This is a genomic window from Chryseobacterium sp. G0162, assembly GCF_003815715.1.
In the GTDB taxonomy this organism is placed as follows: domain Bacteria; phylum Bacteroidota; class Bacteroidia; order Flavobacteriales; family Weeksellaceae; genus Chryseobacterium.
Genome location: NZ_CP033922.1, coordinates 4,296,714 through 4,319,900 on the forward strand (window position 1 = coordinate 4,296,714; position 23,187 = coordinate 4,319,900).

At 34.1% G+C, this 23,187-nt stretch carries 19 protein-coding genes and 1 pseudogene; 9 read left to right on the forward strand and 11 right to left on the reverse strand.

Going from position 1 to position 23,187, the window contains the following annotated elements:
* The first annotated feature begins 13 nt into the window (after positions 1-13).
* On the forward strand, positions 14-502 hold the full coding sequence (locus EG344_RS19220; RefSeq protein WP_123910977.1) for an NUDIX hydrolase: 489 nt from the start codon (positions 14-16) through the stop codon (positions 500-502).
* A gap of 1,369 nt (positions 503-1,871) precedes the next feature.
* Positions 1,872-2,879, forward strand: a complete 1,008-nt coding sequence (locus EG344_RS19225) for an OmpA family protein (protein WP_123910978.1) — start codon at positions 1,872-1,874, stop codon at positions 2,877-2,879.
* A 158-nt stretch (positions 2,880-3,037) separates the two neighbouring features.
* Here EG344_RS19225 and dapB read toward each other — a convergent pair whose 3' ends face one another.
* The 3 genes from dapB to EG344_RS19240 are packed head-to-tail and all read right to left on the reverse strand — an operon-like array spanning position 3,038 to position 4,838.
* A complete protein-coding gene (dapB, locus tag EG344_RS19230) occupies positions 3,038-3,838 on the reverse strand; it encodes a 4-hydroxy-tetrahydrodipicolinate reductase (protein ID WP_123910979.1) in 801 nt (266 codons plus the stop codon).
* A gap of 56 nt (positions 3,839-3,894) precedes the next feature.
* The gene (locus EG344_RS19235) at positions 3,895-4,407 is read right to left on the reverse strand and encodes a GNAT family N-acetyltransferase (protein WP_228412772.1); all 513 of its coding nucleotides are present in this window, start codon (positions 4,405-4,407) and stop codon (positions 3,895-3,897) included.
* Positions 4,404-4,838, reverse strand: a complete 435-nt coding sequence (locus tag EG344_RS19240; RefSeq protein WP_123910980.1) for a MarR family winged helix-turn-helix transcriptional regulator — start codon at positions 4,836-4,838, stop codon at positions 4,404-4,406. The genes EG344_RS19235 and EG344_RS19240 overlap by 4 nt, the downstream gene beginning before the upstream one ends.
* 381 nt (positions 4,839-5,219) lie before the next feature.
* Between EG344_RS19240 and EG344_RS19245 the strand changes: the two genes are divergently transcribed.
* Positions 5,220-6,140, forward strand: coding sequence for a patatin-like phospholipase family protein (locus EG344_RS19245; RefSeq protein ID WP_123910981.1), 921 nt, complete (start codon positions 5,220-5,222; stop codon positions 6,138-6,140).
* A gap of 85 nt (positions 6,141-6,225) precedes the next feature.
* Here the strand turns inward: EG344_RS19245 and EG344_RS19250 are convergent, their stop codons facing one another.
* From EG344_RS19250 to EG344_RS19275, 6 genes are all read right to left on the reverse strand, one after another.
* A complete protein-coding gene (locus EG344_RS19250; protein ID WP_123910982.1) occupies positions 6,226-7,554 on the reverse strand; it encodes a hypothetical protein in 1,329 nt (442 codons plus the stop codon).
* Positions 7,555-8,049: 495 nt separating this feature from the next.
* On the reverse strand, positions 8,050-8,922 hold the full coding sequence (locus tag EG344_RS19255) for a hypothetical protein (RefSeq protein WP_123910983.1): 873 nt from the start codon (positions 8,920-8,922) through the stop codon (positions 8,050-8,052).
* Between the two features lie 577 nt (positions 8,923-9,499).
* Positions 9,500-10,084: a hypothetical protein gene (locus EG344_RS19260; protein ID WP_123910984.1), complete on the reverse strand. Its 585-nt coding sequence runs from the start codon at positions 10,082-10,084 to the stop codon at positions 9,500-9,502.
* Between the two features lie 74 nt (positions 10,085-10,158).
* The gene (locus EG344_RS19265) at positions 10,159-12,636 is read right to left on the reverse strand and encodes a hypothetical protein (RefSeq protein WP_123910985.1); all 2,478 of its coding nucleotides are present in this window, start codon (positions 12,634-12,636) and stop codon (positions 10,159-10,161) included.
* Between the two features lie 79 nt (positions 12,637-12,715).
* On the reverse strand, positions 12,716-13,720 hold the full coding sequence (locus EG344_RS19270) for a hypothetical protein (protein ID WP_123910986.1): 1,005 nt from the start codon (positions 13,718-13,720) through the stop codon (positions 12,716-12,718).
* Positions 13,721-13,897: 177 nt separating this feature from the next.
* On the reverse strand, positions 13,898-14,131 hold the full coding sequence (locus EG344_RS19275; protein ID WP_002977873.1) for a helix-turn-helix domain-containing protein: 234 nt from the start codon (positions 14,129-14,131) through the stop codon (positions 13,898-13,900).
* Between the two features lie 91 nt (positions 14,132-14,222).
* Here EG344_RS19275 and EG344_RS19280 point away from each other — a divergent pair, with 91 nt between their 5' ends.
* Positions 14,223-14,768: a hypothetical protein gene (locus EG344_RS19280; RefSeq protein WP_123910987.1), complete on the forward strand. Its 546-nt coding sequence runs from the start codon at positions 14,223-14,225 to the stop codon at positions 14,766-14,768.
* Positions 14,769-16,848: 2,080 nt separating this feature from the next.
* On the opposite strand, the gene EG344_RS19285 is transcribed toward EG344_RS19280, so the two are convergent.
* A complete protein-coding gene (locus tag EG344_RS19285) occupies positions 16,849-18,066 on the reverse strand; it encodes a hypothetical protein (protein ID WP_123910988.1) in 1,218 nt (405 codons plus the stop codon).
* A gap of 413 nt (positions 18,067-18,479) precedes the next feature.
* Here EG344_RS19285 and EG344_RS19290 point away from each other — a divergent pair, with 413 nt between their 5' ends.
* From EG344_RS19290 to EG344_RS24320, 3 genes and pseudogenes are all read left to right on the forward strand, one after another.
* Complete coding sequence (locus EG344_RS19290; RefSeq protein ID WP_228412773.1) at positions 18,480-18,941, forward strand: GNAT family N-acetyltransferase; 462 nt, start codon at positions 18,480-18,482, stop codon at positions 18,939-18,941.
* Positions 18,942-18,950: 9 nt separating this feature from the next.
* Positions 18,951-19,457 (forward strand): annotated as a pseudogene (locus EG344_RS24315) (GNAT family N-acetyltransferase); the annotation flags it as partial.
* Positions 19,458-19,619: 162 nt separating this feature from the next.
* Positions 19,620-19,916 carry a GNAT family N-acetyltransferase gene (locus EG344_RS24320; RefSeq protein WP_317126496.1) on the forward strand — a complete coding sequence of 99 codons (297 nt, stop codon included), beginning with the start codon at positions 19,620-19,622 and terminating at the stop codon, positions 19,914-19,916.
* Here EG344_RS24320 and EG344_RS19300 read toward each other — a convergent pair.
* The gene (locus tag EG344_RS19300; protein ID WP_123910990.1) at positions 19,908-20,765 is read right to left on the reverse strand and encodes a LysR family transcriptional regulator; all 858 of its coding nucleotides are present in this window, start codon (positions 20,763-20,765) and stop codon (positions 19,908-19,910) included. The two genes, EG344_RS24320 and EG344_RS19300, sit on opposite strands and share 9 nt — an antisense overlap.
* Positions 20,766-21,051: 286 nt before the next feature.
* Between EG344_RS19300 and EG344_RS19305 the strand changes: the two genes are divergently transcribed.
* Positions 21,052-21,852: a DUF5694 domain-containing protein gene (locus EG344_RS19305; protein WP_123910991.1), complete on the forward strand. Its 801-nt coding sequence runs from the start codon at positions 21,052-21,054 to the stop codon at positions 21,850-21,852.
* A gap of 305 nt (positions 21,853-22,157) precedes the next feature.
* Positions 22,158-22,829: a hypothetical protein gene (locus EG344_RS19310; protein WP_123910992.1), complete on the forward strand. Its 672-nt coding sequence runs from the start codon at positions 22,158-22,160 to the stop codon at positions 22,827-22,829.
* The last annotated feature ends 358 nt before the right edge of the window (positions 22,830-23,187 follow it).

Here is a 23,187-nt window from a genome sequence, read left to right on the forward strand (position 1 = left end):
AAAAGAAAATAATATGAATCAAGATGTGATTGGATTGAAGAGGGTAGCGACATTATGTATATTAAGGAACAACGATAAATTTTTATTGCTGAAACGACTGAAGGAGCCCAATAAAGATATGTATGTTCCCGTTGGAGGCAAAATTGATCCCTTTGAAAACCCCGATGATGCAGTGGTACGTGAAGTAATGGAAGAAACAGGCATTCATATTACTTCGAAAAAGTTTTGTGGAATTTTAACGGAAACTTCCCCTGTTAAATACAATTGGATAAGCTATGTTTATATATCTGATATAGAATTTGTTGAACCACCCTACTGTAACGAAGGAGAACTGCAATGGATAGATGCTAAAGATCTGGCAGATATTCCAACTCCTTTAACGGATTTATACATCTACGACTATGTGGCTAAAGGTGAAATTTTTGCTTTTAACGCTGTTTATGACTTAGAATTAAATCTTATCTCTTTACAGGAGCAGTATAGTAACACGATCATCAGATAGATTTAACATTCCTCTGCTGCTCCGCTGCGCAAAGTCTCTGCTGCGCAAAGTCTCCCGACTTTGAGCGTGTACATAAAAGGATACCCTTTATACTTGCTCCAAAGTCAGGAGGCTTCGGAGAGCGAAGTTGATGGATAGCCTATTTTAAGTGGGCAAAGCGATGCGATTTCGCCGCTGATGAAGCGATACGCTTATCCATTCGCTTTGAGAAATCAACAAAGTTGATTCTACCTTTGCTCCCTTACAATCAGCGGTTTCAAAAATAAAAGCTTTGCGTCAAAAAATATCATCTGCACATTATCATAAATTCTGCTTAGAATTATTTTTTGATTAAACGCAAAGTTCATGAATGCTTCCTCCTTATTTTAAGTGAGCAAAGTGATGCGACTTCATCGCTGATGAAGCGATATGCTTATCCATCCGCTTCGAGAAATCAACCTTGTTGATTTTATCTTTGCTCACTTACAATCAGTAGTTTCAAAAATAAAAGCTTTGCGTCAGAAAATATCATCTGCACATTATCATAAATTCTGCTTAGAATTATTTTTTGATTAAACGCAAAGTTCATGAATGCTTCCTCCTTATTTTAAGTGAGCAAAGTAATGCGACTTCGTCGCTGATGAAGCGATATGCTTATCCATCCGCTTCGAGAAATCAACCTTGTTGATTTTATCTTTGCTCACTTACAATCAGCAGTTTCAAAAATAAAATCTTTGCGTCAGAAAAAATATCATCCGCACATGATCATAAATTCTGCTTAGAATTATTTTTGATTAAACGCAAAGTTTATGAATGCTTCCACCTTATTTTAAGTGAGTAAAGCGATGCGACTTTGTCACTGATAAAGCAGTATACCTATCCATCCGCTTCGAGAAATCAACCTTGTTGATTTTATCTTTGCTCACTTACAATCAGCAGTTTCAAAAATAAAATCTTTGCGTCAGAAAAAATATCATCCGCACATGATCATAAATTCTGCTTAGAATTATTTTTGATTAAACGCAAAGTTTATGAATGCTTCCACCTTATTTTAAGTAAAGCGATGCGACTTTGTCACTGATAAAGCAGTATACCTATCCATCCGCTTCGGCGAATCAACAAAGTTGATTCTATCTTTGCCCACTTAAAATAAAGCGGCTTCAAAAATAAAATCTTTGCGTTAGAAAACATCATCCACACATTATCTTTTTAATCACTAAAATCCTTAAATCTAGGTACTTCCTCATTCGCATTTTATTTGTAAGTTAGTGCGGCCAAAAAGCAGTACAGTATAAAATATACCGAACGATTTTGATGCAGAAGGATTCAAGTTGCTTTATCCCTCACTATTTAAAAGAAATAATACACCATAAACCTAAAATTTATTAATATGAAGAAGACCCTGATTATTCTGTCCATAGGCGCTTTACTTGCTGCCTGTAACAAAAAAACTGAGCAAAAAACAGATAATGCGAAGGATACTGTCGCCATAGAAAATTCTAAGGCAGCAGAAAAATCTTCGGGAGGAACAAATAATTTTGATATCAACTCCATACCGGTTTCTACGGCTGAAGTAGGTGATCTTCCTTTTTTCAGTTTTCCCAAAGGACTGGAATCCCAAAACAAACCGGTACAAAGAAGCTATGATATGTTGTTTTTCCCACTTAAAGGTGTAATGACACCTATAGAAGGAAAGGTATGGAAAACGTATGTTGTCAACGAGAAAAGTAATACAGAAGAATGGTCATTGCCTTATTTTTTGAAAAGCTATGATGATGCGATTACAAAAGTGGGTGGTGTAAAAATATTTGACGGTAAAGTTTCTCAGCAGCAGCTTGACAGAATAAAAGAAGACGCCAAATACTTTGGCGAAGAAGGCTCTATAGATTATTGGAATGAACCTGTAAAAGTGTATGTCATCAGAAGGAGCAGTGGCGATGATATTTATATTCAGCTGTATGGAAATACTTCAACCGGAGGAATACAAATTCTACAGAAAGCGCCGTTTGAACAAACCATTTCGATCCTAAAATCTGATGAAATTAAAAAAGAATTAGATACAAAAGGCAAAGCTGTATTGCATATTAATTTTGATACCGACAAAGCAAGCTTACAACCTGATGGCAAAACAGCCGTAGATGAAATCACAAAAGTCCTGAAAAACGACAGTAATCTAAAACTGGCTATCAACGGATATACCGATAACAGCGGAAATGATGCGCACAATCTCCAACTCTCAAAAGACCGTGCTACCGCAGTATTGAATGCGATCACCACTTCAGGTATTGATAAATCAAGACTTTCAGCAGAGGGCTTCGGCAGTAAAAATCCAATTGCAGATAATAGTTCTGAACAAGGCAAGGCGCAAAACCGTAGAGTAGAGCTGGTCAAAAAATAATGTAAAACCCATAAGAATACAGCATTAGATATTCTTTTGCTTAAAAAATCCCAACGAAAGCTGGGATTTTTTTATTTTGATTTTTTTTGCGCAAAGTCTCCTGACTTTGGAGTAAGGATTATTTATTTCTATTTTCCAATATAAATAGACCATAGGATTTAAAAATCCATTACCGTATCCAGCCCACGTTTGAGTCCTTTAAAAGAACCTACTTTTTCGATAGCGAGCAATGCTCCTTTTACATAAGGTTCTGCTCCGGAACCGGAATCATGACGTATGGTAAGCTTTTCATCTTTTAGTCCAAAGATAGCCTCCACGGAAATGACAAAACCCGGCAATCGTACAGAATGTACCTGAACGTCGTCCAACGTTGCACCGCGGGTGGCTTTGTCGCCAACGAGTTCATCTTGTGAAATATGTACATTGGGCTTTTTAATCTGAGAAAGCCTATAGGCGAGTTCTCTTGCCGTGCCGCTGGGGCTGTCTATTTTGTCTTCATGGGCATAATCTATAATTTCATAATTAGGCATGTATTTCGCAGCCATTTCCGAAAACTTCTGAAGAAGTACGACCGATATGGCAAAATTCCCGACAGCAAGTACGGAGGTGTCGTTATCGTTAGCCACGTCTTCAATTTCCTTTAAATCATCATTCGTTAATCCGGAAGTGCCAATCACTACTTTTTTTCCTCTCTTTAAGGCTGCAGTGATATTCTTCTTACCTACTTCAGGTTTGGTATAATCCACCAGAACATCAAACTCAGTCTTGTCAAGGGCGGTCTCGATATCATCAAATATGGGGATGTCACCACCTTCAATTCCAAGGACTTCTGAAAGATTTTCTCCATTGTGTTTTCTGGAAAGGGCTCCAACCAATTTCATTCCTTGATTTTTGCATACCCCTTTACTTAATGCAGATCCTGCCCAGCCGGTAGCCCCGGCAATAAATACTTTTATCATTTTTCTTTGTTTTTAAATTTTTCCGTGTTCTTGCTTTTATTTTTGCTTCAATGTGATCAGATCAACATCAAATCGTAGCGTTGTTCTTTTAAAGATTTACCAAACTCGGTAGAAGGTTTCTCCTCTGTCAGTCTAAAACCGTATTTTTTATAAAGATGATGGGCTGCCAGTAAATCATCTGTTGTCCATAGATATACAGATTTATATTTCTTTTCTTTGGCGAACTCTACCAAAGCCAACATAAGCTGATTGCCCAATCCTAAACCTCTGGTTTCTTCATCAAGATAGAAGTATCTAAGTTGAGCAGTCTGATTTTCCCGGTGCATTAATAGTAGAAAACCTACGATCTTATCATTTTTTTCACAAATCCAGACCCTGTCTAATAATGGGTCGTAGTTTTTATAAAATTCATATAATCCATAGCCTACATAGGTTTCGAAAGATACTCCATAGTTGTATTCTTTGCCATACAATTTACCGTGACGATACATGATATATCCTAAGTCCCCAGGATTGATAGTGGTTCTGATTGATATTCCATTTGCTGTAATTAGGGGCTCTTCCATCATAAAATTCTTTTATTTAGTATATTTTGTATTTCATTCATTTTCTTGATGACTTTATTAAGTTCGTCCGGAGTGCAATGTCCAAAAATCTCCCTTATCTGTTGAGATGAAGCTTCGTTTAAAAGCTGAAACTCGGCCTTGCCTTCCTCTGTAAGTTCAAGATTTGTACTTCTTTTATCTTTTCCGGAGACTATTCTTCGGATGAGACCCTGCTTCTCGAAGTTTTTCAAAATTTTACTGAGGTATCCTTTATCAATACCCAGATAAGCTGCTATGTCAGAAGCAGGTTGGTTTGGATGATGATGCAGTTCGAATAAAATTCGTACTTCAGGAAGAGAGTATTTACTGTTCAGTATGTGACCATTCAAAAGTCCTATGATGTTGGTATAGAATCTGTTGAAAAATCTTATATCGCCTATTTGCTGAGAATTCATAGTACAAATATATAGAAATAGTTGATTTTGACAACTATTATTGTTGAAAAAGTCAACTATTTTTATTTCATTGAAAACTTTTAAGTATTTATTTTTATGTTAATTATCTCTACTTATGCCTCAATACTAGAACCCCGCACTAGAAGTCCGCTGCGCAAAGTCTCCTGACTTTGAGCTGTTAAATAGATCCCTTTATACTTTATACTTTATACTTGCTCCGAAGTCAGGAGACTTCGGAGAGCGGACGATTTAATTTCCATACATGGAACAGTCAGGTGAATGTATGCTTTGCTGTGTTCAATCTTGTAGTGGGTTGAATGTATTATGAATAACATATTTGATTTATTATTACATTAGTACTGCGTTAATTTTAAATCAATTATGAAAGCATTGGTCATTTCAGGAGGAGGGAGCAAAGGGGCTTTTGCAGGCGGGGTAGCTGAACATCTTATAGAACATAATAAAAACGACTATGAACTCTTTGTAGGAACTTCAACCGGAAGTCTTCTGATTCCTTTTCTGGCTCTTGGAGATATCCAAAGAATTAAAAAGTTGTATACCACCATCGAGCAGTCCGATATTTTTACGGTTTGTCCGTTTAAAATAACGAAGAAGAACGGTAAAGTAAAAGTAGGGATCAACCATCTGGGGATTATCAGGCAGTTTATAAAAAAACAAAAGACATTAGGAGACAGTACCAACCTCAGAAATCTTATCCGCAGTAGCTTTACAAAGCAGGATTTTGAAAAAATAAAAGAATTGAAAAAAGAAATTGTAGTCACAGTAGCCAACCTTACAACGCAGCAAATAGAGTATAAGTCTTCTAATGAACACCGTTATGAGGATTTCTGCGACTGGATCTGGGCTTCATCCAATATGGTTCCTTTGATGAGCTTATGCCAGAAAAACGGAAATGAGTATGCTGACGGAGGCTTTGGAAACCTTATCCCTTTACAGCACGCCCTGGAAAAAGGAGCATCATCCATAGATACCATTGTATTGCGGCTGGAAAAAACGTCATACAATAATCCACCTCTCCAGAATGTATTGGATGTTTTTGCTCGTACCACAGATTTTATGCTGAATCAGATTGCCAGTGACGATCTTATTATTTCACAGTTGGAAGCGGCAACCACCAATGTACATATCAATTTCTTTTTTATCAACAGGATACTTACCACCCATTCATTTATATTTGATAAAGAGGAGATGACGAAATGGTGGCAGGAAGGGCTGGAGCTTTTCCAAACCACCGAATGCAAAAGTTTATTGTTAAAAGCGAAGCCTGCAGACCTTATTTAAATGAATGATAAGGAGAGTTACAAATGCTGGTTGACTACGATTAACAAAAATGGTGGAAGCCGAAGAGCTAGATACAGATTGACACCTATTGATCCGAAATTTTTATCTGATTCGGAAAATCCTGAGTGGCATAACGAACCTTGAGGTCAGGCAGCATTAAAACGGGTGGTTTTTTACCGGGCATGATTAATACCTGATCGATGGGACGGGCATCTGCCGGTGAATCTGCAACGAAAGCCTGAATGAGTCTTATACCTGATGCTGGCAGGAGGTTCTTAGGAACGGACATGGAATGTCTGTTCATCTTTAATAGCCATTCTGGGCGTCCATTGATAAGTTTAACTGGCGGATGAACTACCTGTAAATCTACAGCACCGGATAAAAGACCTGTAGTTAAAGGTTTACCCTGATTCAATAAAACGACTGATGTTTTCGGAGCTTTTAATGAGGCAATTTTGTATAGGTCAACGTCAGGTCTGTTCATTGGGATAGGGGATAGTCCGGCTTGATCAATCGTGAGAGGGTCTATGCCGGTTTTAGCTTTAAGAATAGCGGCCATTTTCAGATAAGGTTTTTCTTCGTTGAGAATAGGCCCTTCAGCGGCGTGGCGCTCGCCGACATACATAAGAATTTTGGCTTCCGGAAAAGCCTGCACAGCACGACGAATAAGATTGTCTGTCTGTTTCTCTTCACGCTCCTGAGCTGTATATCCCCGACCGGCTGTCTCGTAAGATACCGGGTGATAACCCATTGCTAGCGATTGTCTTACGAAATCAGCGAAAATGGGATCATCAAAATAATAACCACTATAGAAATCACCTGCTCCTCTCACAACTCCATCTGCCGACAGCTGATCCATTTTGCGGCGTTCTTCCTGATCATCTGCATACGGTCTCAAAGCTTCCATAGCAAGAATGGTATAGCCAAGCGGTTGTAAAGCTTGGGCCACTTCAAGTCCGAAAGCACGTCCACGAGGATCCAGGTGATTCTCATTCAGAATAACGATACGGGTATGACGCGCACGCTTTACTATTTCATCGATGGCATTAGCTCCTCTAGATAAACGCAGGTTCGCAATCTGTTCTTTGGGTACATGGAAGTCCGAACTTTTAGCCTTGTTGAATGTGGGTATTCCTGTCATTGTAGACATCACCTGTGCCCATTGATCTACCACATCGGGATCATCAAGCTGATCCACACTTTCCACATTCAATCTTTTGAGCATACCGAATGAAGCCTCCAGATACAACCCATGTGAAACATCATCAATAGATTTCTTATAAGCCACTAAAAGCGTATCGTTATCTATTTTCTTTATCGGAAGAACAGCAGTTGATTGTGCCGGGATTATGGTAAAAGCAGATGTAGTAAGGATGGTCAATAAACTAAAGCGAAACGGTATTGCAGTTTTCACAGGGATAATCATTTTTTAATGATACAATTATAGTCAAAAAAACGATTAAGTTGAGTATTTGTTATATTATAGATTACAGATTGACAGGAGTTCTATGCTGCGCAAAATATTACAGGTTTGGGGTAGCCAATAAGATTATTTCCTTTAAACGTACTTCAGGTCAAAAGACTTCAGCAGCAAAAACCCGATAGCAGATAACAGTTCTGAACAAGGAAAGGTGCAGAACCGTAGAGTAGAGCTGGTGAGAAAATAATGTCAAGCTTATAAGAATATAGCATTAGATATTCTTTACTTAAAAATCCCAACGAAAGCTGGGATTTTTTTGTTTTAATTTCAGATGTGAAAAATGAGGAAATTTTAAGCTGTAAATAAGATTATTTTCTTTACACTTGCCTCAAAGTTGAGATACTTTGGAGAACGCTGTGAATATAAGAAGCCTACATTGATCTGAAAGGATTGATATTTAGTGTTTTTAGAATCTTTGTGCGAAGAGCTTTACTGATCAACCGGGGAGGCTACAATATCTATGACTGATCTTAAATCTGAATTGGCTGTACTGTTGGTTCCGAAAGTAGCGCGTACTCCTACCGGGTCAGAAGGATTCGCGTATACAAAACCACTGAAATTCATGGTATAGGTGCCGGCATCCAAAACAAATTTCCGGCTGCCGTTCAGTTGAAATATTCCTACAACATAATTATTTCCTGAATTGGTAAAAGTTTCAGTGTCACGTACTATATTTTGGTTACTGAACGTAGGTGAATCTGTTTTGGACAGGTAAACATTCAGTCCAAATAATTTAGAAGCACCATCCACAAGGGTCTGCCCGTTTGCTCTTAAAAGATTGGTGACCGGAACAGAAAAATAAACTTCAACGATAGATTTCCTGCTCAGCGTAAATTGCTGGGAAAACAAGGTGGCCTGAGTGGTACCGCTGGTACTAAGAACAGTTTCGGGGATCATGGTCCGGTTCAAAATATTACCACCCGCAACTATAGCCGGATCTCTCTGAAACATAGAAACCCACTGTCCGTTTGTTCCCAGGCTGGCATTAAATTCATAATAGCCTTTAGCCCTGACATTGATGGTCCGGTTTGTTGTTTCATTCACTGCCAACGGCTCTGTAACATATACAATAGCTCCATCCTGTGTGCTGTTGTAGAGGTTGTCTTTTGCTTTCAATTGGTTACCGGTTACTCGTGGTGCAATAATGCCATCTGTTTTGGCAGCATCTTCTGCATAACCTGTTACATCTAGCGTAGCCTGTGGCGTGGTTGTGTTTACTCCTACCTGGCCGTACAGGTTATTGGCGACAGTAAATAATAAAAATGACAGTGCAATTTTAACCGGCCTTAGTGTTTTTTTCATAGTTCTGTATCTAGCGATTTATGTTGTTTCAAACAATCATGCAAAGCTATATGGAACCGGAAAAAATAAGGTTGCTTATTTCATCGATAAACTTATTGGATTCATTACATTTTTTGATCTCGGCTGCGCAAAGTCTCCTGACTTTGAGCTGGTAAATAAGATGACTCCCGCTATACTTGCTCCGAAGTCAGTATACTTCGAAGAGCGGGTTGACAGGAGTTCTATGTTGCGCAAAATATTACAAGTTTGGGGTAGTCAATAAGATTATTTCCTTTAAACGTACTTCAAGTCAAAAGGCTTTAGCAGCAAAAATCAGATAGCAGATAACAGTTCTGAATAAGGAGGGCACAAAACCGTAGGGTAGAGCTGATAAAAAAATAATGTAAAGCTTATAAGAATATAGAATTAGATATTCTTTACTTAAAAATCTCAACGAAAGCTGGGATTTTTTTGTTTTAATTTATGTTGCGTAAACTTTCTCGACTTTGAGCTAGTAAATAAGATTATTACCTTTAAACTTACTCCAAAGTTAGTAGACTTCGGAGAGCAGGGGAACATAAAATATTTAGATTTATGTCTAGCGTTTTAAAGACCTAACCTTACTAATGAAATTTTCTATAGTATAAAATGTTTTTTTCATATTCGTTAATAAATTAAGGTCTTCAGAAAGATCAACTTTTTCAAAATATTTATAATATTCTAAAAAGTTTGGATTAATATGAGCTGAAACATTATTTCTGATATCTTCAATTCTATCATGTGACAAAATTGTTTTTTTTGAATTTCTTATAAGATCTCTTATTAGTTTAAACTCATCTTCAAGTTGGGGAAAATCTAGACTTATTCTTTTTAAAGTTAGATTTAGCTTATCTAGTGCAATTTTGGTTTCATAAAGAATTAATAGACCTCTTTTAATATTATGAATCTTTTCAAGATCATTCAGAGAATAAATTGATTTAAATACTAAAGAAAGTTCAAATTGAGATAATACTAGTATATACTGAAAGTTAGCAAATTCTATTTCAAAATCTTTAGCTAATTCAATTTTGTTTTTATGTAATATTCCATGTACAATATCATATGAAGTTAATATTTTATTCATTAATTGCAAATGTTCACTGGTGTGTTTAATATCATTGTTTAAATTATTAATATCTATCATTAAATTATGGTTATGTATTTATTGTAAACTTAGACAACAAGAGTTTTTATTGGTATAGTAGATTAGTTAGTTATTTAAACTTTTTTTAAAACTTCTAGAGTACTGAAAAAACATATATCAGATTTTCCTTTATTAAGTTCATCTTTTAGTTCTCGTCCAGGATGAATAAAGTTTCTATAAACTCTTGATAAGTTTGTCAAATGAAAGAAATCTTTCCCAAAATAATTGTTTTCCTCAATAAAAGAAATTAAATCATGGAGAGTACAATCATAAATATTTCTATTGATTGTTCTTCCACTTTGAGAATACGTAACATTTCTTATTTTTTTTCTTTCTAAATAAAAGGTTAATATTAACTCAACAAAAGATCCAGATAATACAACTGTAGATTTTATATTTCCTACTAGATAGTTTAAAACTAGTTCATCAAAATCTCTAAAAACTAATTCCTTATATTTTTTATTGAATTTAGATATTTTATCTTTTAAAATAAAATACTCAATTTCATCTAACCTTGACATGTTTAATTTGGCAAAGCCATCAATCCATTTTATTGGAATATCTTTTTCATAAATCAATTGTCTTTGTTTGATTAATTCTTCTTGTATATAAGGATTTATTCTATAAATAGGAATATTATAATTATCAAAATTATTAGTAGGTAAAATATAATTTTTGGAAATCCAAATTTCTTTTAGCTTTAAAGCATTTACAATGTTAGTTTTTATTAGAGATGGAAAATATTCATTTTGTATAGGAATTTTTCCATCTCTAAAATCTTCTTCTTTTTTTATGTTATTTAGAAAATTATTTAATGAGTCTAAACTGAAATAATCTTCATTTTTAATTAATAACAACGACTTTTTGAATGAATTATTGGTGTAATCTTCATTGCTCTTTTCTTTTGAAAGTTTTTCAAAAACTTTTTTAGTGTTTTTTAAATTTCGTTCATATAACTCTTTATTCCCAGCTATTTTTATTGCTTCTTCATACATTTGGACAGCTTTTTCAACATACAAAATATCTGTCTTATTACTATAAATGTTAGCTAAGTTATTTAATATAGCTCCTGTTTTTTTACTCTTATAAAGATATTCATATATTTCCTGAGCTTCTTGTATTTTATTAATTTCATTATAAGAATATGCAATTTCAAACCATTTATCCGCTTCATTTAATTGGTGATAATTGAAATTATCTTTCAAACTAATTATTTGTGAGTATCTTTTGTTAGTAAACAATGTATCAATAATAGATGATAAATAAGAAGGATCAAAACTTGTTTTAAATTTTTGGTATTCTTCTAAATCATATAAAAGTAATTGAAGGTTTTCATCATTGAATATAATTTGCTCAATATAGGTTTCTCCTAGTTTTTCGTATAAAATATCAAATGTATAATTATCATTAGATAAAATTTCTCGTAATAAATTATGCTGGCTATCAGAATCTTGATTATGGAGTTGCAAGATGTACTGCAACCAAGAAACTTTAGTTTTAAAGTCTAAATTTTTACTCTTGGTTTTTAATTGTGTTAGAAGAGATATATTTTTTCTTTCATACAATTCTACTTCGGTGTCAGTATAAGTATTATCTAAAGTGAATATAAACTCAAACTCAAGATAGTTTAAATTTTCAGGTAAAAATGTAAGAGAATTAATGAAATTTATTATTTCTGAATTTCTTTTTAAATATCCTAAACTTGCAATAATACCAAATGCACATACCCAGAAGTTGTGATTGGTATATTCGGTGTTAAGATTATTATCAATAATTATATCAAAAGATTTTTTTAAATAATTATAAGCAGATAACCAATCTTTTTTCTTATAATATATTTTACCCAAACTATAATTTAAACCAATTAAAACATAATTTGCATCTCCTTCGTAATTTTTTAATGCAATTTCACAATTTGTAAGAGAGTTATTGAATTCAGAATCTTCATAGTACATTTTTGAGAGTTGGTAATGAAGAATAGGATACTTGTAAACTTCACAGTTTTTCTGCAAAAAAATATATGCTTCTTTTCTTTTATTTATTTGAATTAAACTTTTAGAATATTCAATAAGAAACTCCGCATCATTTTCAAATTTCTCTATAGATTTTTTAAGAATATGACATTTCCTATAATAATCTTTTCTAGAGAGATAAATCAATTTTTGAACAGTTTCTCGAGGATAATTTTCATATTCAAAAGATCTCTCATAATTATAAATTGATTTTTCATAATCATAAATTTGATTATTTTTTTTTGTCTTAGTATCCCAGTCCCAATCATATTCAGTTCCATATATTTCCCCAAGCCAATAATAGACTAAACCAAGCACCTTTTTTTCTGTGTCTTTTTCTAAAACGTTTTCAAAGCAATTCACGGCTTCTTTATATTGCTTCCCAGTATGTCTTATTATGCCTAGAATATAATATCCAGTAAATTTATTAGGAAATTTTTCAATTATTTCATTGCAGATTTTTTCAACTTTTTTGTAATCATTATTATCATAAAAACCCCAAGCTTTATTCCTTAATTCTTCAAATATATTTTCATTCATGATATTTAATTTTTATCAAAAATAATTATTATATATGCAATGTATTTGCGCAATTGTCTAGGTTTTCTTGTAAAAAAAATTAATTTGGTTTATACCATAAATAAAGATTATGTTCAATCTTTATTCTTTGTAAATCATTTTTAATTTTGGTTAATTGTGCTGTATCATAAATTGGGTAAAATGATTGAATTCTATTTATTTGAACATTTCCTTTTCCTTTTATTTGTTTATATCTTTTTTGAACCCATAATTGATATGTAATACCCTCATATTCAAAAATAATATTGTCTGTTTTATTTATATCAATTAAATGTTCATTATCTATTTTAGTCAATATATTTTTTAGATCTAAGTGTAATTCTTTAGGTAAAAAGTTTTTATAATGATACGTTTTTGCTTTATTGCCTTTTATTGGTTCTGCATAATGCCTACTTGTAATGTGAATTAAAGAATAAGAAGTAAATTCGATTATTGAACCAGAAAAATTTATTTCAAAGTCTTCTGGATTATAATTTTCCATTACTGACTTAGCCAAATGATAAATAAATTTTGATTGAAGGATGATTTTATCTTTCTGTAATCTATAACGATCTTGATTAGCCTTAATTTTTCTTACCCAATTAGGTATTTTTATTTCAAGAGTTTTCAAATCTTGTCTTGTTTCTGTTGAAAGTTCTTGTAAAATTTGATCTTTATGATTCGTAATTTGAATTTCTTTAAGCCAATTATCAGATATATTTTGTAACTTTTTCATATCTTTAAGCTGTTCGTCCATTTCAACTTTTACAATTTTTCCTCTTTTGGCTTTAAAAAAAGGGCCTGCCAAATCATTGTGGAAATATGTTAAATAAAGCTCATGGAAGATAAAATCATTACAAAATTTAAAATTTTCAGGCTCACCGTCATCAGGGTTATATGATAATTTTATTGATAAACATAAAAATTCTTTTTCCCTCTCTAGTAAGTTCTCTCCTTTTTCTGCTCTATTTTTTAAGTCTTCAAATATTTTTCTGGTTCTAACTTGTTCTTCAGGTGAATCATCTTTAAAGTCAAGTTCCTCAATAGTATATCTTTTTTTTGCCATATAATATAAAAATTATCACTTATTATCAAATATATAGAATATATTGAAATAAAGTTTTACGGCTTCCCGTAAATACCAAAAATAAACACCATTTTAAAATCTTGAATCAGTATTTTTATGGAATTTCTTAAAGATTTCGAAAATTTTGTCACAAAAAAATCCCAACTCTCGTCAGGATTATTCATTTATAAGTTTAAAGAAATCAGATAAACTAATTTTTCTTGCTTCACATATTTTAAAAAGTGTTTCAACTGGTATTCTGTAAGTTTCTTCACTTTTAATTTTTCTAATTGTACTTTCTTCTACACCATGATTTTTGGCAAAAGAATTTTGTGACTTGCCTTCTTGAAGCCAAGGTATCAACCATTTTTTTGTAATGTATGAACAAATTTTCTCGTTTATATCTGTCATAAAACAAATGAAATAATTAAATAATAAAAAATTACGGTCGATCGACCGTAATTGAATTTCTTTTATTACATTTATAAAAAAATACAACTTCATGAAAAAGATAAAAACACATTTCGATACCCACTTTCGGGCAGATAACAAGCACTCCGGGCTACAGCTGATAGAAACTTTCTTCCACTTCAATGAGCTGGATGATTCCAAAGAAATGCTCAGCAACTTAGTAAATTATGCGGTAAAGAGAAATAGCTGGATCCATGAAGATCCGGCGGTGATCTTCCGGTTTCATCAGTCGATGAGGTCGTTGATCCGGGCAGGATATCTCATGATGCTAAAGGAAAGAAAATGGATTGTAGATACTCAACCAGAAAAGATTTCCCCGTGGCTTCTTGGCTTGCTTTCGGAGAAGGAATACCGGAATCCGCTGCTGGTTTTCAAAAAAGCATTCAGAGCATACACCCTCAAAGAATTTGATTATTTTATGTCCGGAATCGTCTATTTCTCCATGGGTGTCTATGAAAATCTACCGGAAAGGAATATCGTGATGCCCTACATTCATACCGTTAAAATGCTGGATGCTGCACACCTTATTGTTCAAAGAAAAAGAGAAAAGAGAATGGCTGACACTCATTCAGGATAAGAGGGTTGTGTGTAAATTATTGATTCAGATTGTTAATGTATTGATGATGTTTTTTAGACGCAAAGATTTAGTTTTATTATGCATATTTTCAGGGAGCAAAGAACAGAATCAACTTTGTTGATTCGTCGAAGTGTGCTGATATACATACCGCTTCATCAGCGACAAAGTCGCATCACTTTGCCTCCTTACAATAAGGCGGAATTACTCATATACTTTGCGCTTAATCTTTTCATCAAAAAATAATTCCAAGTATGATCTATAATTATAATAATGTGCTGATGGTGTTTTTTCTGACGCAAAGTTTTTATTTTTGAAACTGTTGATGGTAAGGAAGCAAAGAACAGAATCAACTTTGTTGATTCGTCGAAGTGTGCGGATAATCATACAACTTCATCAGCGACAAAGTTGCACCACTTTGCCTCCTTACAATAAGGCGGAATTATCCATAGACTTTGCGTTTAATCTTTTCATCAAAAAATAATTCCAAGTATGATCTATAATTATAATAATGTGCTGATGGTATTTTTTCTGACGCAAAGTTTTCATTTTTGAAACTGTTGATGGTAAGGGAGCAAAGGATAGCATCAACTTTGTTGATTCGTCGAAGTGTGCGGATAACCATACCGCTTCATCAGCGACAAAGTCGCACCACTTTGTCTCCTTACAATAAGGCGAAATTACTCATATACTTTGCGTTTAATCTTTTAATCAAAAAATAATTCCAAGTATGATCTATAATTATAATAATATGCTGATGGTATTTTTTCTGACGCAAAGTTTTCATTTTTGAAACTGTTGATGGTAAGGGAGCAAAGGATAGCATCAACTTTGTTGATTCGTCGAAGTGTGCGGATAACCATACCGCTTCATCAGCGACAAAGTTGCACCACTTTGCCTCCTTACAATAAGGCGAAATTACTCATATACTTTGCGTTTAATCTTTTCATCAAAAAATAATTCCAAGTATGATCTATAATTATAATAATGTGCTGATGGTGTTTTTTCTGACGCAAAGTTTTCATTTTTGAAACTGTTGATGGTAAGGGAGCAAAGAACAGAATCAACTTTGTTGATTCGTCGAAGTGTGCGGATAAACATACAACTTCATCAGCGACAAAGTTGCACCACTTTGCCTCCTTACAATAAGGCGGAATTACTCATATACTTTGCGTTTAATCTTTTCATCAAAAAATAATTCCAAGTATGATCTATAATTATAATAATGTGCTGATGGTATTTTTTCTGACGCAAAGTTTTCATTTTTGAAACTGTTGATGGTAAGGGAGCAAAGAACAGAATCAACTTTGTTGATTCGTCGAAGTGTGCGGATAGCCATACAACTTCATCAGCGACAAAGTCGCACCACTTTGCCTCCTTACAATAAGGCGAAATTACTCATATACTTTGCGTTTAATCTTTTCATCAAAAAATAATTCCAAGTATGATCTATAATTATAATAATGTGCTGATGGTATTTTTTCTGACGCAAAGTTTTTATTTTTGAAACTGTTGATGGTAAGGGAGCAAAGGATAGGATCAACTTTGTTGATTCGTCGAAGTGTGCTGATATACATACCGTTTCATCAGCGACAAAGTCGCACCACTTTGCCTCCTTACAATAAGGCGGAATTACTCATATACTTTGCGTTTAATCTTTTAATCAAAAAATAATTCCAAGTATGATCTATAATTATAATAATGGCTGATGGTATTTTTTCTGACGCAACGTTTTTATTTTTGAAACTGTTGATGGTAAGGGAGCAAAGAACAGAATCAACTTTGTTGATTCGTCGAAGTGTGCTGATAAACATACAACTTCATCAGCGACAAAGTCGCACCACTTTACCTCCTTACAATAAGGCGAAATTACTCATATACTTTGCGTTTAATCTTTTAATCAAAAAATAATTCCAAGTATGATCTCCAGCTGAGCAAAGTTTCCTGAATTTGAGCTTATAAAGTCACCAGGTTATTTCTTTTAAACTTGCTCCAAAGTCAGGAGACTTCGGAGAGCGAGATCCATGAATGTACCATACACTTTATATATAAATAAAAATGCCCCTTTTTCAGGGGCATTATATTATGGTGCTTTTACTTGTTCTATCTTGATGAATATTTTAGTAAGATTGGGTTGGGAATTGCCTGAAGTGGGAGCTCCTGCCATAATGGTTGCGGTATAAGCTGTTTTTGAAGAAGGATTACTGTCTATCCAGGTATATCTTCTATGCTCAGGTCCGCCACTGGACCCATCTATAATTCCTATATTCCCCCAGTAAGCGTTACCCATTGCTCCTGTGCCTTGAGGATACCAAGTGGCTGATGAATCTGCCATACCGCCCCATACTCCTGAAGTAATATTGGTTGTTGTTACCGCTGAACCAATATAACCACCATATTCCGTATTATAATTCCAATACAGATTAACGGTAGTCCCTGTATTATTGTACAATTGTACATTAGGATTGGCAAGGGTGGTACCACTTGTGGTATCAAATATTACCCTGATCGAATACTTACCATCCGGGGTAGTAAGAGGGAAAGTATAAGCCTGTTTCCCATTGGCGTCGGTTGTTAGGGTAGAATATCCCATCACAGCGACAGATGAAATGTCTGCACGGCTCGTATTTCCCACAGTAGCATTACAGTTTTGTGCTGCTGTTAAGAAAGGAACGGTAGTGCTGGTCATAGGAATAGTCATATCATTAGCAGTGGTAGGCGTTCCACTCACTGAAAATACCAATTCGCCATCACCAAACTCTAAAGTTCCGGGTCTTAGCTGGAAAGTTAATCCGTTTACTGTAAAAGGAGCTCCTGAATTATATGAGCCTCCGTTTCCCTGGTTATAGGTAACTCTCAGGTTTCCATTGAAAGGAGTACCGGGAGCATACGTAGAAGGATTTAAGTAAGCGGTAGTACATTGTAATGCGGAAATCGCCGGAGAGATGGTATTGGTTGCCTGTGTAAGTCTTTGCCATACCGCTCCGTCAAAATAATAATAACCCATAGCAGTAACATTGATACGTTGTCCGGCATTATCTCCACCAGTAACATCCGTAATATAAATTAATGCTCCTCTCTGATCGCTGCTGTAGGTACCCGTATTGGCGGTAAGCTCAGCTCTTGTAAGCCTCGGAGCCTGCAATCCGAATATTTGTGTGTTATCCGTAATCACTCCTGAACCGTCTCTTTTAGCAGATACATCCATGGTTGTTTTTGGTAAAGCGGTATTGATACCTACTTGGGCGAATGAGAATCCAGCAATAAGAATGGCACTGAATTGTGTAAATTTTGTTTTCATATTAAGGTGTTATTTAGGTAGGTTAAATATAGCTTTTTTTTTAATGATAAAATAAAAAAACACCTTTATAATTAAATAAAATTAATTAATTCGTAATATTCTATTAAAATATAGGGATTTTGAATGGACTTGTAATGTTTTTAATTTCAATATTTTTATGTTTGATGAAAATTATTGATATCAAATTCTATTTCTCTAAAATAAGATGGTTTTTAAATGTATAGATATTAGTACTCATTCTTTATTTCCATAGGTTGTGTTATCGTTAAATATAAATGGTGATAAGTAAATCTGATATTGACGATTGAGTTTTACGTTCTTTCTTTTAATGCAAAAATCAGATCAAATAATTAAAAAATAGCATTTTTCTGCATTATTCTACACGCTAATTTTGCTGCAATAAACGGATTGGTTTGAATACAAATATTATTATCAGAAAAGCAGTAGCATCAGACAGTGAAAAACTTTGGGTTTTGATGGAGCAATTGGCGGTTTTCGAAAATTATATGGACAGCTTTGAAATTACCCCTGAAATTGTGAAAGAATCCGGTTTTCAAAAAACTCCGCCGGACTTTTATTGTTTGGTTGCAGAGAATGAAGATCAGATGGCAGGAATGCTGGTGTATTATTTTCTTCCTTACACGGCGCAAAACAAACCTGCCATATATATGAAAGAGCTTTATGTAGAAGAAAAGTATCGCGGTCAGAAAATTGGGGAACAGCTGATGAATGCTTTGAAAATGGAGGCTGTAAAAAACAATTGCTCTCAAATAAAATGGACCGTTGCCCCTTGGAACAAATCCGGGCAAAAATTCTATGAACGCCTTGGAGCAAAAGAAAATAAAGATTGGTTGAATTACGAATGGACAGTATAGAAAATGGAAATGACGATAACAAAAATTACAGAAAACGATATAGCAGAATTACAGGAGATCAGTAAAAAAACTTTCTCCGAAACATTCTCCGAGGATAATACAGCAGAAAGCATGACGCAATATCTTGAAACAAGTTTTGCGGCAGAAAAGCTTCATGCCGAGCTCAACGACAGAAACTCCGAATTCTACTTTGCCAGGGTGGATCAGAAAGTCATAGGATATTTAAAGCTCAACACAGGTTTGTCACAAACTGAAATGAAAGGGGATCATGCGCTTGAAATTGAAAGGATATATGTTTCTAAAGATTTTCACGGAAAGAAAGTAGGACAGGCTCTTTATGACAAAGCGATTGCCATTGCCACAGAAAAAAATGCGTATTACGTTTGGCTGGGCGTTTGGGAAAACAATTTGAGGGCTATTAATTTTTACAGCAAACACGGATTTAAAGCGTTTGATAAACATATTTTCAGACTCGGAAATGAAGAACAGACCGATATTATGATGAAACTGGATTTAAAAAGCAACAAAATGAAAACTGAATTTTTTATAAAATCATTCGAAGAATTATCCACTATCGAACTCTACAACATATTAAAATTAAGAAGCGAAATATTTATTATAGAACAAAATTGTGTGTATCAGGATATAGATGATAAAGATTTAAAATGCCATCACCTGATGTGTTTAGTGGATGGAAATCTGGCAGGATATACCAGAATTGTTCCGCCTGGTTTGACCTACGAAGACGCTTCAATTGGCCGGGTGGTAATTGGTTCAGATTATAGAGGATTGGGATTGGGAAAACAGCTGATGGAAAATTCTATCAAAGGGTGTCAGGATATTCTTAAAGAATCAAAAATCCGGATCAGCGCACAATTGTACCTGCTGAAATTTTACAATGCTCTAGGCTTTAAAGAAGTAGGAAGTCCTTACGATGAAGACGGAATTCCGCATATAGAAATGGTTTTAAACTAATTCCAGAATATTTTTAAGAATCGGGTTAGGGTCGTCTTTCCGCCATTGGATATACAAATCCGTAACAAAGGGAAGGGGAATAAAACGGATTCCGGTATTTTGGTGAAGATGATAAGAATGCGGCAGAATCGAAATGCCTAATCCGTTTTTAATCAGTGAAATAATGGTAGATCCAAACTCACATCGAATATAAGAATCAAGATTGATGTTGTAAAAATCGAGAACTTCCTGAACCAGCACATTGTAACTGCTGCCATCATCTCCTGTGGTTAAAAGAAATTTCTGATCTTTCAATGTTTCTGCAGAAATATCAGATAAAGTTGTAAAATGATGATTTTCAGGAACCACTAAAGACAGGTTTTCCTGGTTTAATTTCTTTTCATTAATTCCAGAATACGTATTGATATCACGGGAAAATGCCAGATCTATCTTATAATTTTTAAGATAATCTTCCTGAATTTCATTAGTCAGCTGAAACAATTCCAGATGAAGGGTTGGAAAAGCAGCCGAAACCTTTTTTATAAAATCGGGTAAAACCGAAGAGGAGATAGAATCGGGATGCGCAATTCTTATCGTTCCATATTCACCTAAATGAATTTGCCGGGCCAACTGATGAAAAGATTCCATTTGACTAAGCTCTTCGCTCCATTTTTCCTGCAAAAATTTTCCTGCCGGGGTAAGTTTCACATTTCGCTTATCACGATAAAACAGCTGAACACCCAGTTCACTCTCTAAAGACTGAATGTTCCGGCTCAAAGCAGATTGTGTAATATTCATTTTCGCAGACGTATTCCAGAAATGAAGTTCTTTTGCCAATGCCAGAAAATATTTGAGCTGTTGTAGATCCATTGATGCAAATTAATCATTAGTTAAACAAATTTAATAAGTAAATTGAATTAAACGGACCTCAATAAAAGAAAACTGTAAACTTTAAAAAAATCGGAATCAGGTATTGATACTAAGAAAGCACTACTTTTTTAAAGCAGTGCTTTTTAATTATTTGTAAACTGGATTTAAAAAATTTGTGGCTCATGGAAAAAACTCGCATCTTTAGCCCGTAACATCATGCAGCGGCAAGATGTTGGCGGCTATTATACCGCAGAAACTATTTAACTGTGAAAACAAAATAAAAAACATGAAAAAGATAACGCTATTTTTTGCTTTAGCTTTGGGGATTATAGTATCCGGACAGACTCAGAAAACGAAGATTTTATTAATCGGAACGATTCATTTTGAAACCCCGCATACCGATCAGTTTGAATTAAAGGTAGACGATTTTTTAAGTGCAAAGCGACAGAGTGAATTAGAAAACTTAACGAATGTTCTGTCTCAGACAAAAGCTACTAAAGTAATGATTGAAAGACCAATTGACAAACAACGCTCAACCGACAGTTTGTACAGTTTATATGTAGCAGATCGTTATAAAATGACAGTTTCAGAAAGAGAACAAATTGGTTTCAGGTTAGCTAAAAAATTAAAATTAAATCATGTCAAGTGTATAGACAAATTTTATGGAATGACACACGATAGTTTAATGGCTGCAACTGCAAAAGAAAACAATCAACTTTATTTACTGAATGACTTACAGGTCCATGCAAAAACAATGATCAGTGATTTTGATAATAAACTGAAAAATGGTACCATAACTGATGTTTTAAAATACATCAACAGACCTGAAGAATTAAAAAGGAACTTATCAATCTATCTGAATTATATAGCAAAGGTTGGAGCAGGTAAAAATTTTGCAGGAGCACAATATGTATCAGATTGGTATTTAAGAAATCTTGCCATTTATTCAAATATTCTTGATCAAATTGAACCTTCCGACAACTATGTTGTTTTAATTTTTGGACAGGGACACATTCCTATCTTAAAACATTTTTTAGAAAACAATGATAATTTTGAGGTGGTGGAGCTTAAAAATGTATTAAAATAAAACCCCAACCACCCTTTTGAACCAGTTAAAATGGAGTCAATACCGTTTGTATTAAGTTTTCGTTAATCTAAAAACTGAACATCTATGCATTTTCACTCATCTAAAAGTATTGAAACGCTGAATATCATTTTCAAACAACAGAAATAACTGAAGTTGCTGGAATTAACAATTTTATAAAATATAATCGGGCAGATTCAGGTATAGAATGCCATAATTTTCTCTATATTTAGACGATCTATATAAAAATGGCCTGTGTCTGCAATTTGTGGTCTACAGCATGCTGATAAACAAATATAAAAAGGACAATGCCAATACATCAATTCCCTCTGGACGGAGGTATGTTATATAAAGAAACAGATATGGCTCAGTTTTTCCCTGAGCCGCTAAATGCAATAACAGCTGCATTCTTTTTAGCCTTAGCCATTTTTTGGACCCTTAAAATGAAAGGACATTTTAAAGAATATCCTTTTTTAACGTACTGCCTGGTTTTATTATACATAGGTGCCATAGGAGGAACTGTCTATCATACATTCAGGCAATGGCCGGTATTTATCATGATGGATTGGTTACCTATTATGGTATTGTGCTTTTCTGCCGGGTTTTATTTTTTAGCTCAGAGCCTCAAATGGTACTATGCTGTTGTAATGGTTCTTGTATATCTGGTATTGATGTTGGGTTTGAGAAATTGGATTTTGGTAGACAAGACTTCTCTTTTTATCAACGTAAATTATGCAATCATGGCTTCATTTGTGCTTTTTTCGGTATTACGATATTTAATCTATACCCAATGGAAAGCCGGTAAATGGGTAGGTTTTGCTTTATTGTCGTTTGCTCTTGCACTCACTTTCCGGATCATTGATAAATGGGAATGGTTGAGTTTCGGAACCCACTTTTTATGGCATACTTTTGGGGCGGTAGCCACATTTTGCATGTTTAATTATCTCTACCTTACACGAGATATAATGAGAAAAAAATAAGTGGCTTTAATTTTCTTTGAAACTTTAATTCATACGTGATTATCAATATTTTGGTTCTTTTTAATTTCATCGAACTCTGAGTTTGTGATTAAAAGAGTTTCCCGCAGATTCCACAAATTTCACAGATGTTTGTGAACATTTTCTCTCGCAGATTTTATTTTATAAAGGGACTAAACCTTATAGGTTTTTAATATGCATAAGTTTTAAAACCTATAAGGTTTGATTCGATAATTTCCAAAAGATCTCAGAATTCTTATGGGTGAAAAATCTGCTCAATCTGTGATAATAATAGAAATCTTTGATTTTTTAAGATTCTTATATACAAAGTATATAACTTAAATCGCTTAAGTGTTTAAAA

Excerpts from the sequence above, each read along its gene's own strand:
- EG344_RS19300 (WP_123910990.1), bottom strand. The coding sequence starts at position 20,765 with ATGGATCTACAACAGCTCAAATATTTTCTGGCATTGGCAAAAGAACTT.
- EG344_RS24320 (WP_317126496.1), top strand. The coding sequence starts at position 19,620 with ATGTGTTTAGTGGATGGAAATCTGGCAGGATATACCAGAATTGTTCCG.
- dapB (WP_123910979.1), bottom strand. The coding sequence starts at position 3,838 with ATGATAAAAGTATTTATTGCCGGGGCTACCGGCTGGGCAGGATCTGCA.
- EG344_RS19285 (WP_123910988.1), bottom strand. The coding sequence starts at position 18,066 with ATGAAAACAAAATTTACACAATTCAGTGCCATTCTTATTGCTGGATTC.
- EG344_RS19245 (WP_123910981.1), top strand. The coding sequence starts at position 5,220 with ATGAAAGCATTGGTCATTTCAGGAGGAGGGAGCAAAGGGGCTTTTGCA.
- EG344_RS19275 (WP_002977873.1), bottom strand. The coding sequence starts at position 14,131 with ATGACAGATATAAACGAGAAAATTTGTTCATACATTACAAAAAAATGG.
- EG344_RS19305 (WP_123910991.1), top strand. The coding sequence starts at position 21,052 with ATGAAAAAGATAACGCTATTTTTTGCTTTAGCTTTGGGGATTATAGTA.
- EG344_RS19310 (WP_123910992.1), top strand. The coding sequence starts at position 22,158 with ATGCCAATACATCAATTCCCTCTGGACGGAGGTATGTTATATAAAGAA.
- EG344_RS19240 (WP_123910980.1), bottom strand. The coding sequence starts at position 4,838 with ATGAATTCTCAGCAAATAGGCGATATAAGATTTTTCAACAGATTCTAT.
- EG344_RS19255 (WP_123910983.1), bottom strand. The coding sequence starts at position 8,922 with ATGAAAAAAACACTAAGGCCGGTTAAAATTGCACTGTCATTTTTATTA.
- EG344_RS19225 (WP_123910978.1), top strand. The coding sequence starts at position 1,872 with ATGAAGAAGACCCTGATTATTCTGTCCATAGGCGCTTTACTTGCTGCC.
- EG344_RS19235 (WP_228412772.1), bottom strand. The coding sequence starts at position 4,407 with ATGATGGAAGAGCCCCTAATTACAGCAAATGGAATATCAATCAGAACC.
- EG344_RS19265 (WP_123910985.1), bottom strand. The coding sequence starts at position 12,636 with ATGAATGAAAATATATTTGAAGAATTAAGGAATAAAGCTTGGGGTTTT.
- EG344_RS19220 (WP_123910977.1), top strand. The coding sequence starts at position 14 with ATGAATCAAGATGTGATTGGATTGAAGAGGGTAGCGACATTATGTATA.
- EG344_RS19270 (WP_123910986.1), bottom strand. The coding sequence starts at position 13,720 with ATGGCAAAAAAAAGATATACTATTGAGGAACTTGACTTTAAAGATGAT.
- EG344_RS19260 (WP_123910984.1), bottom strand. The coding sequence starts at position 10,084 with ATGATAGATATTAATAATTTAAACAATGATATTAAACACACCAGTGAA.
- EG344_RS19280 (WP_123910987.1), top strand. The coding sequence starts at position 14,223 with ATGAAAAAGATAAAAACACATTTCGATACCCACTTTCGGGCAGATAAC.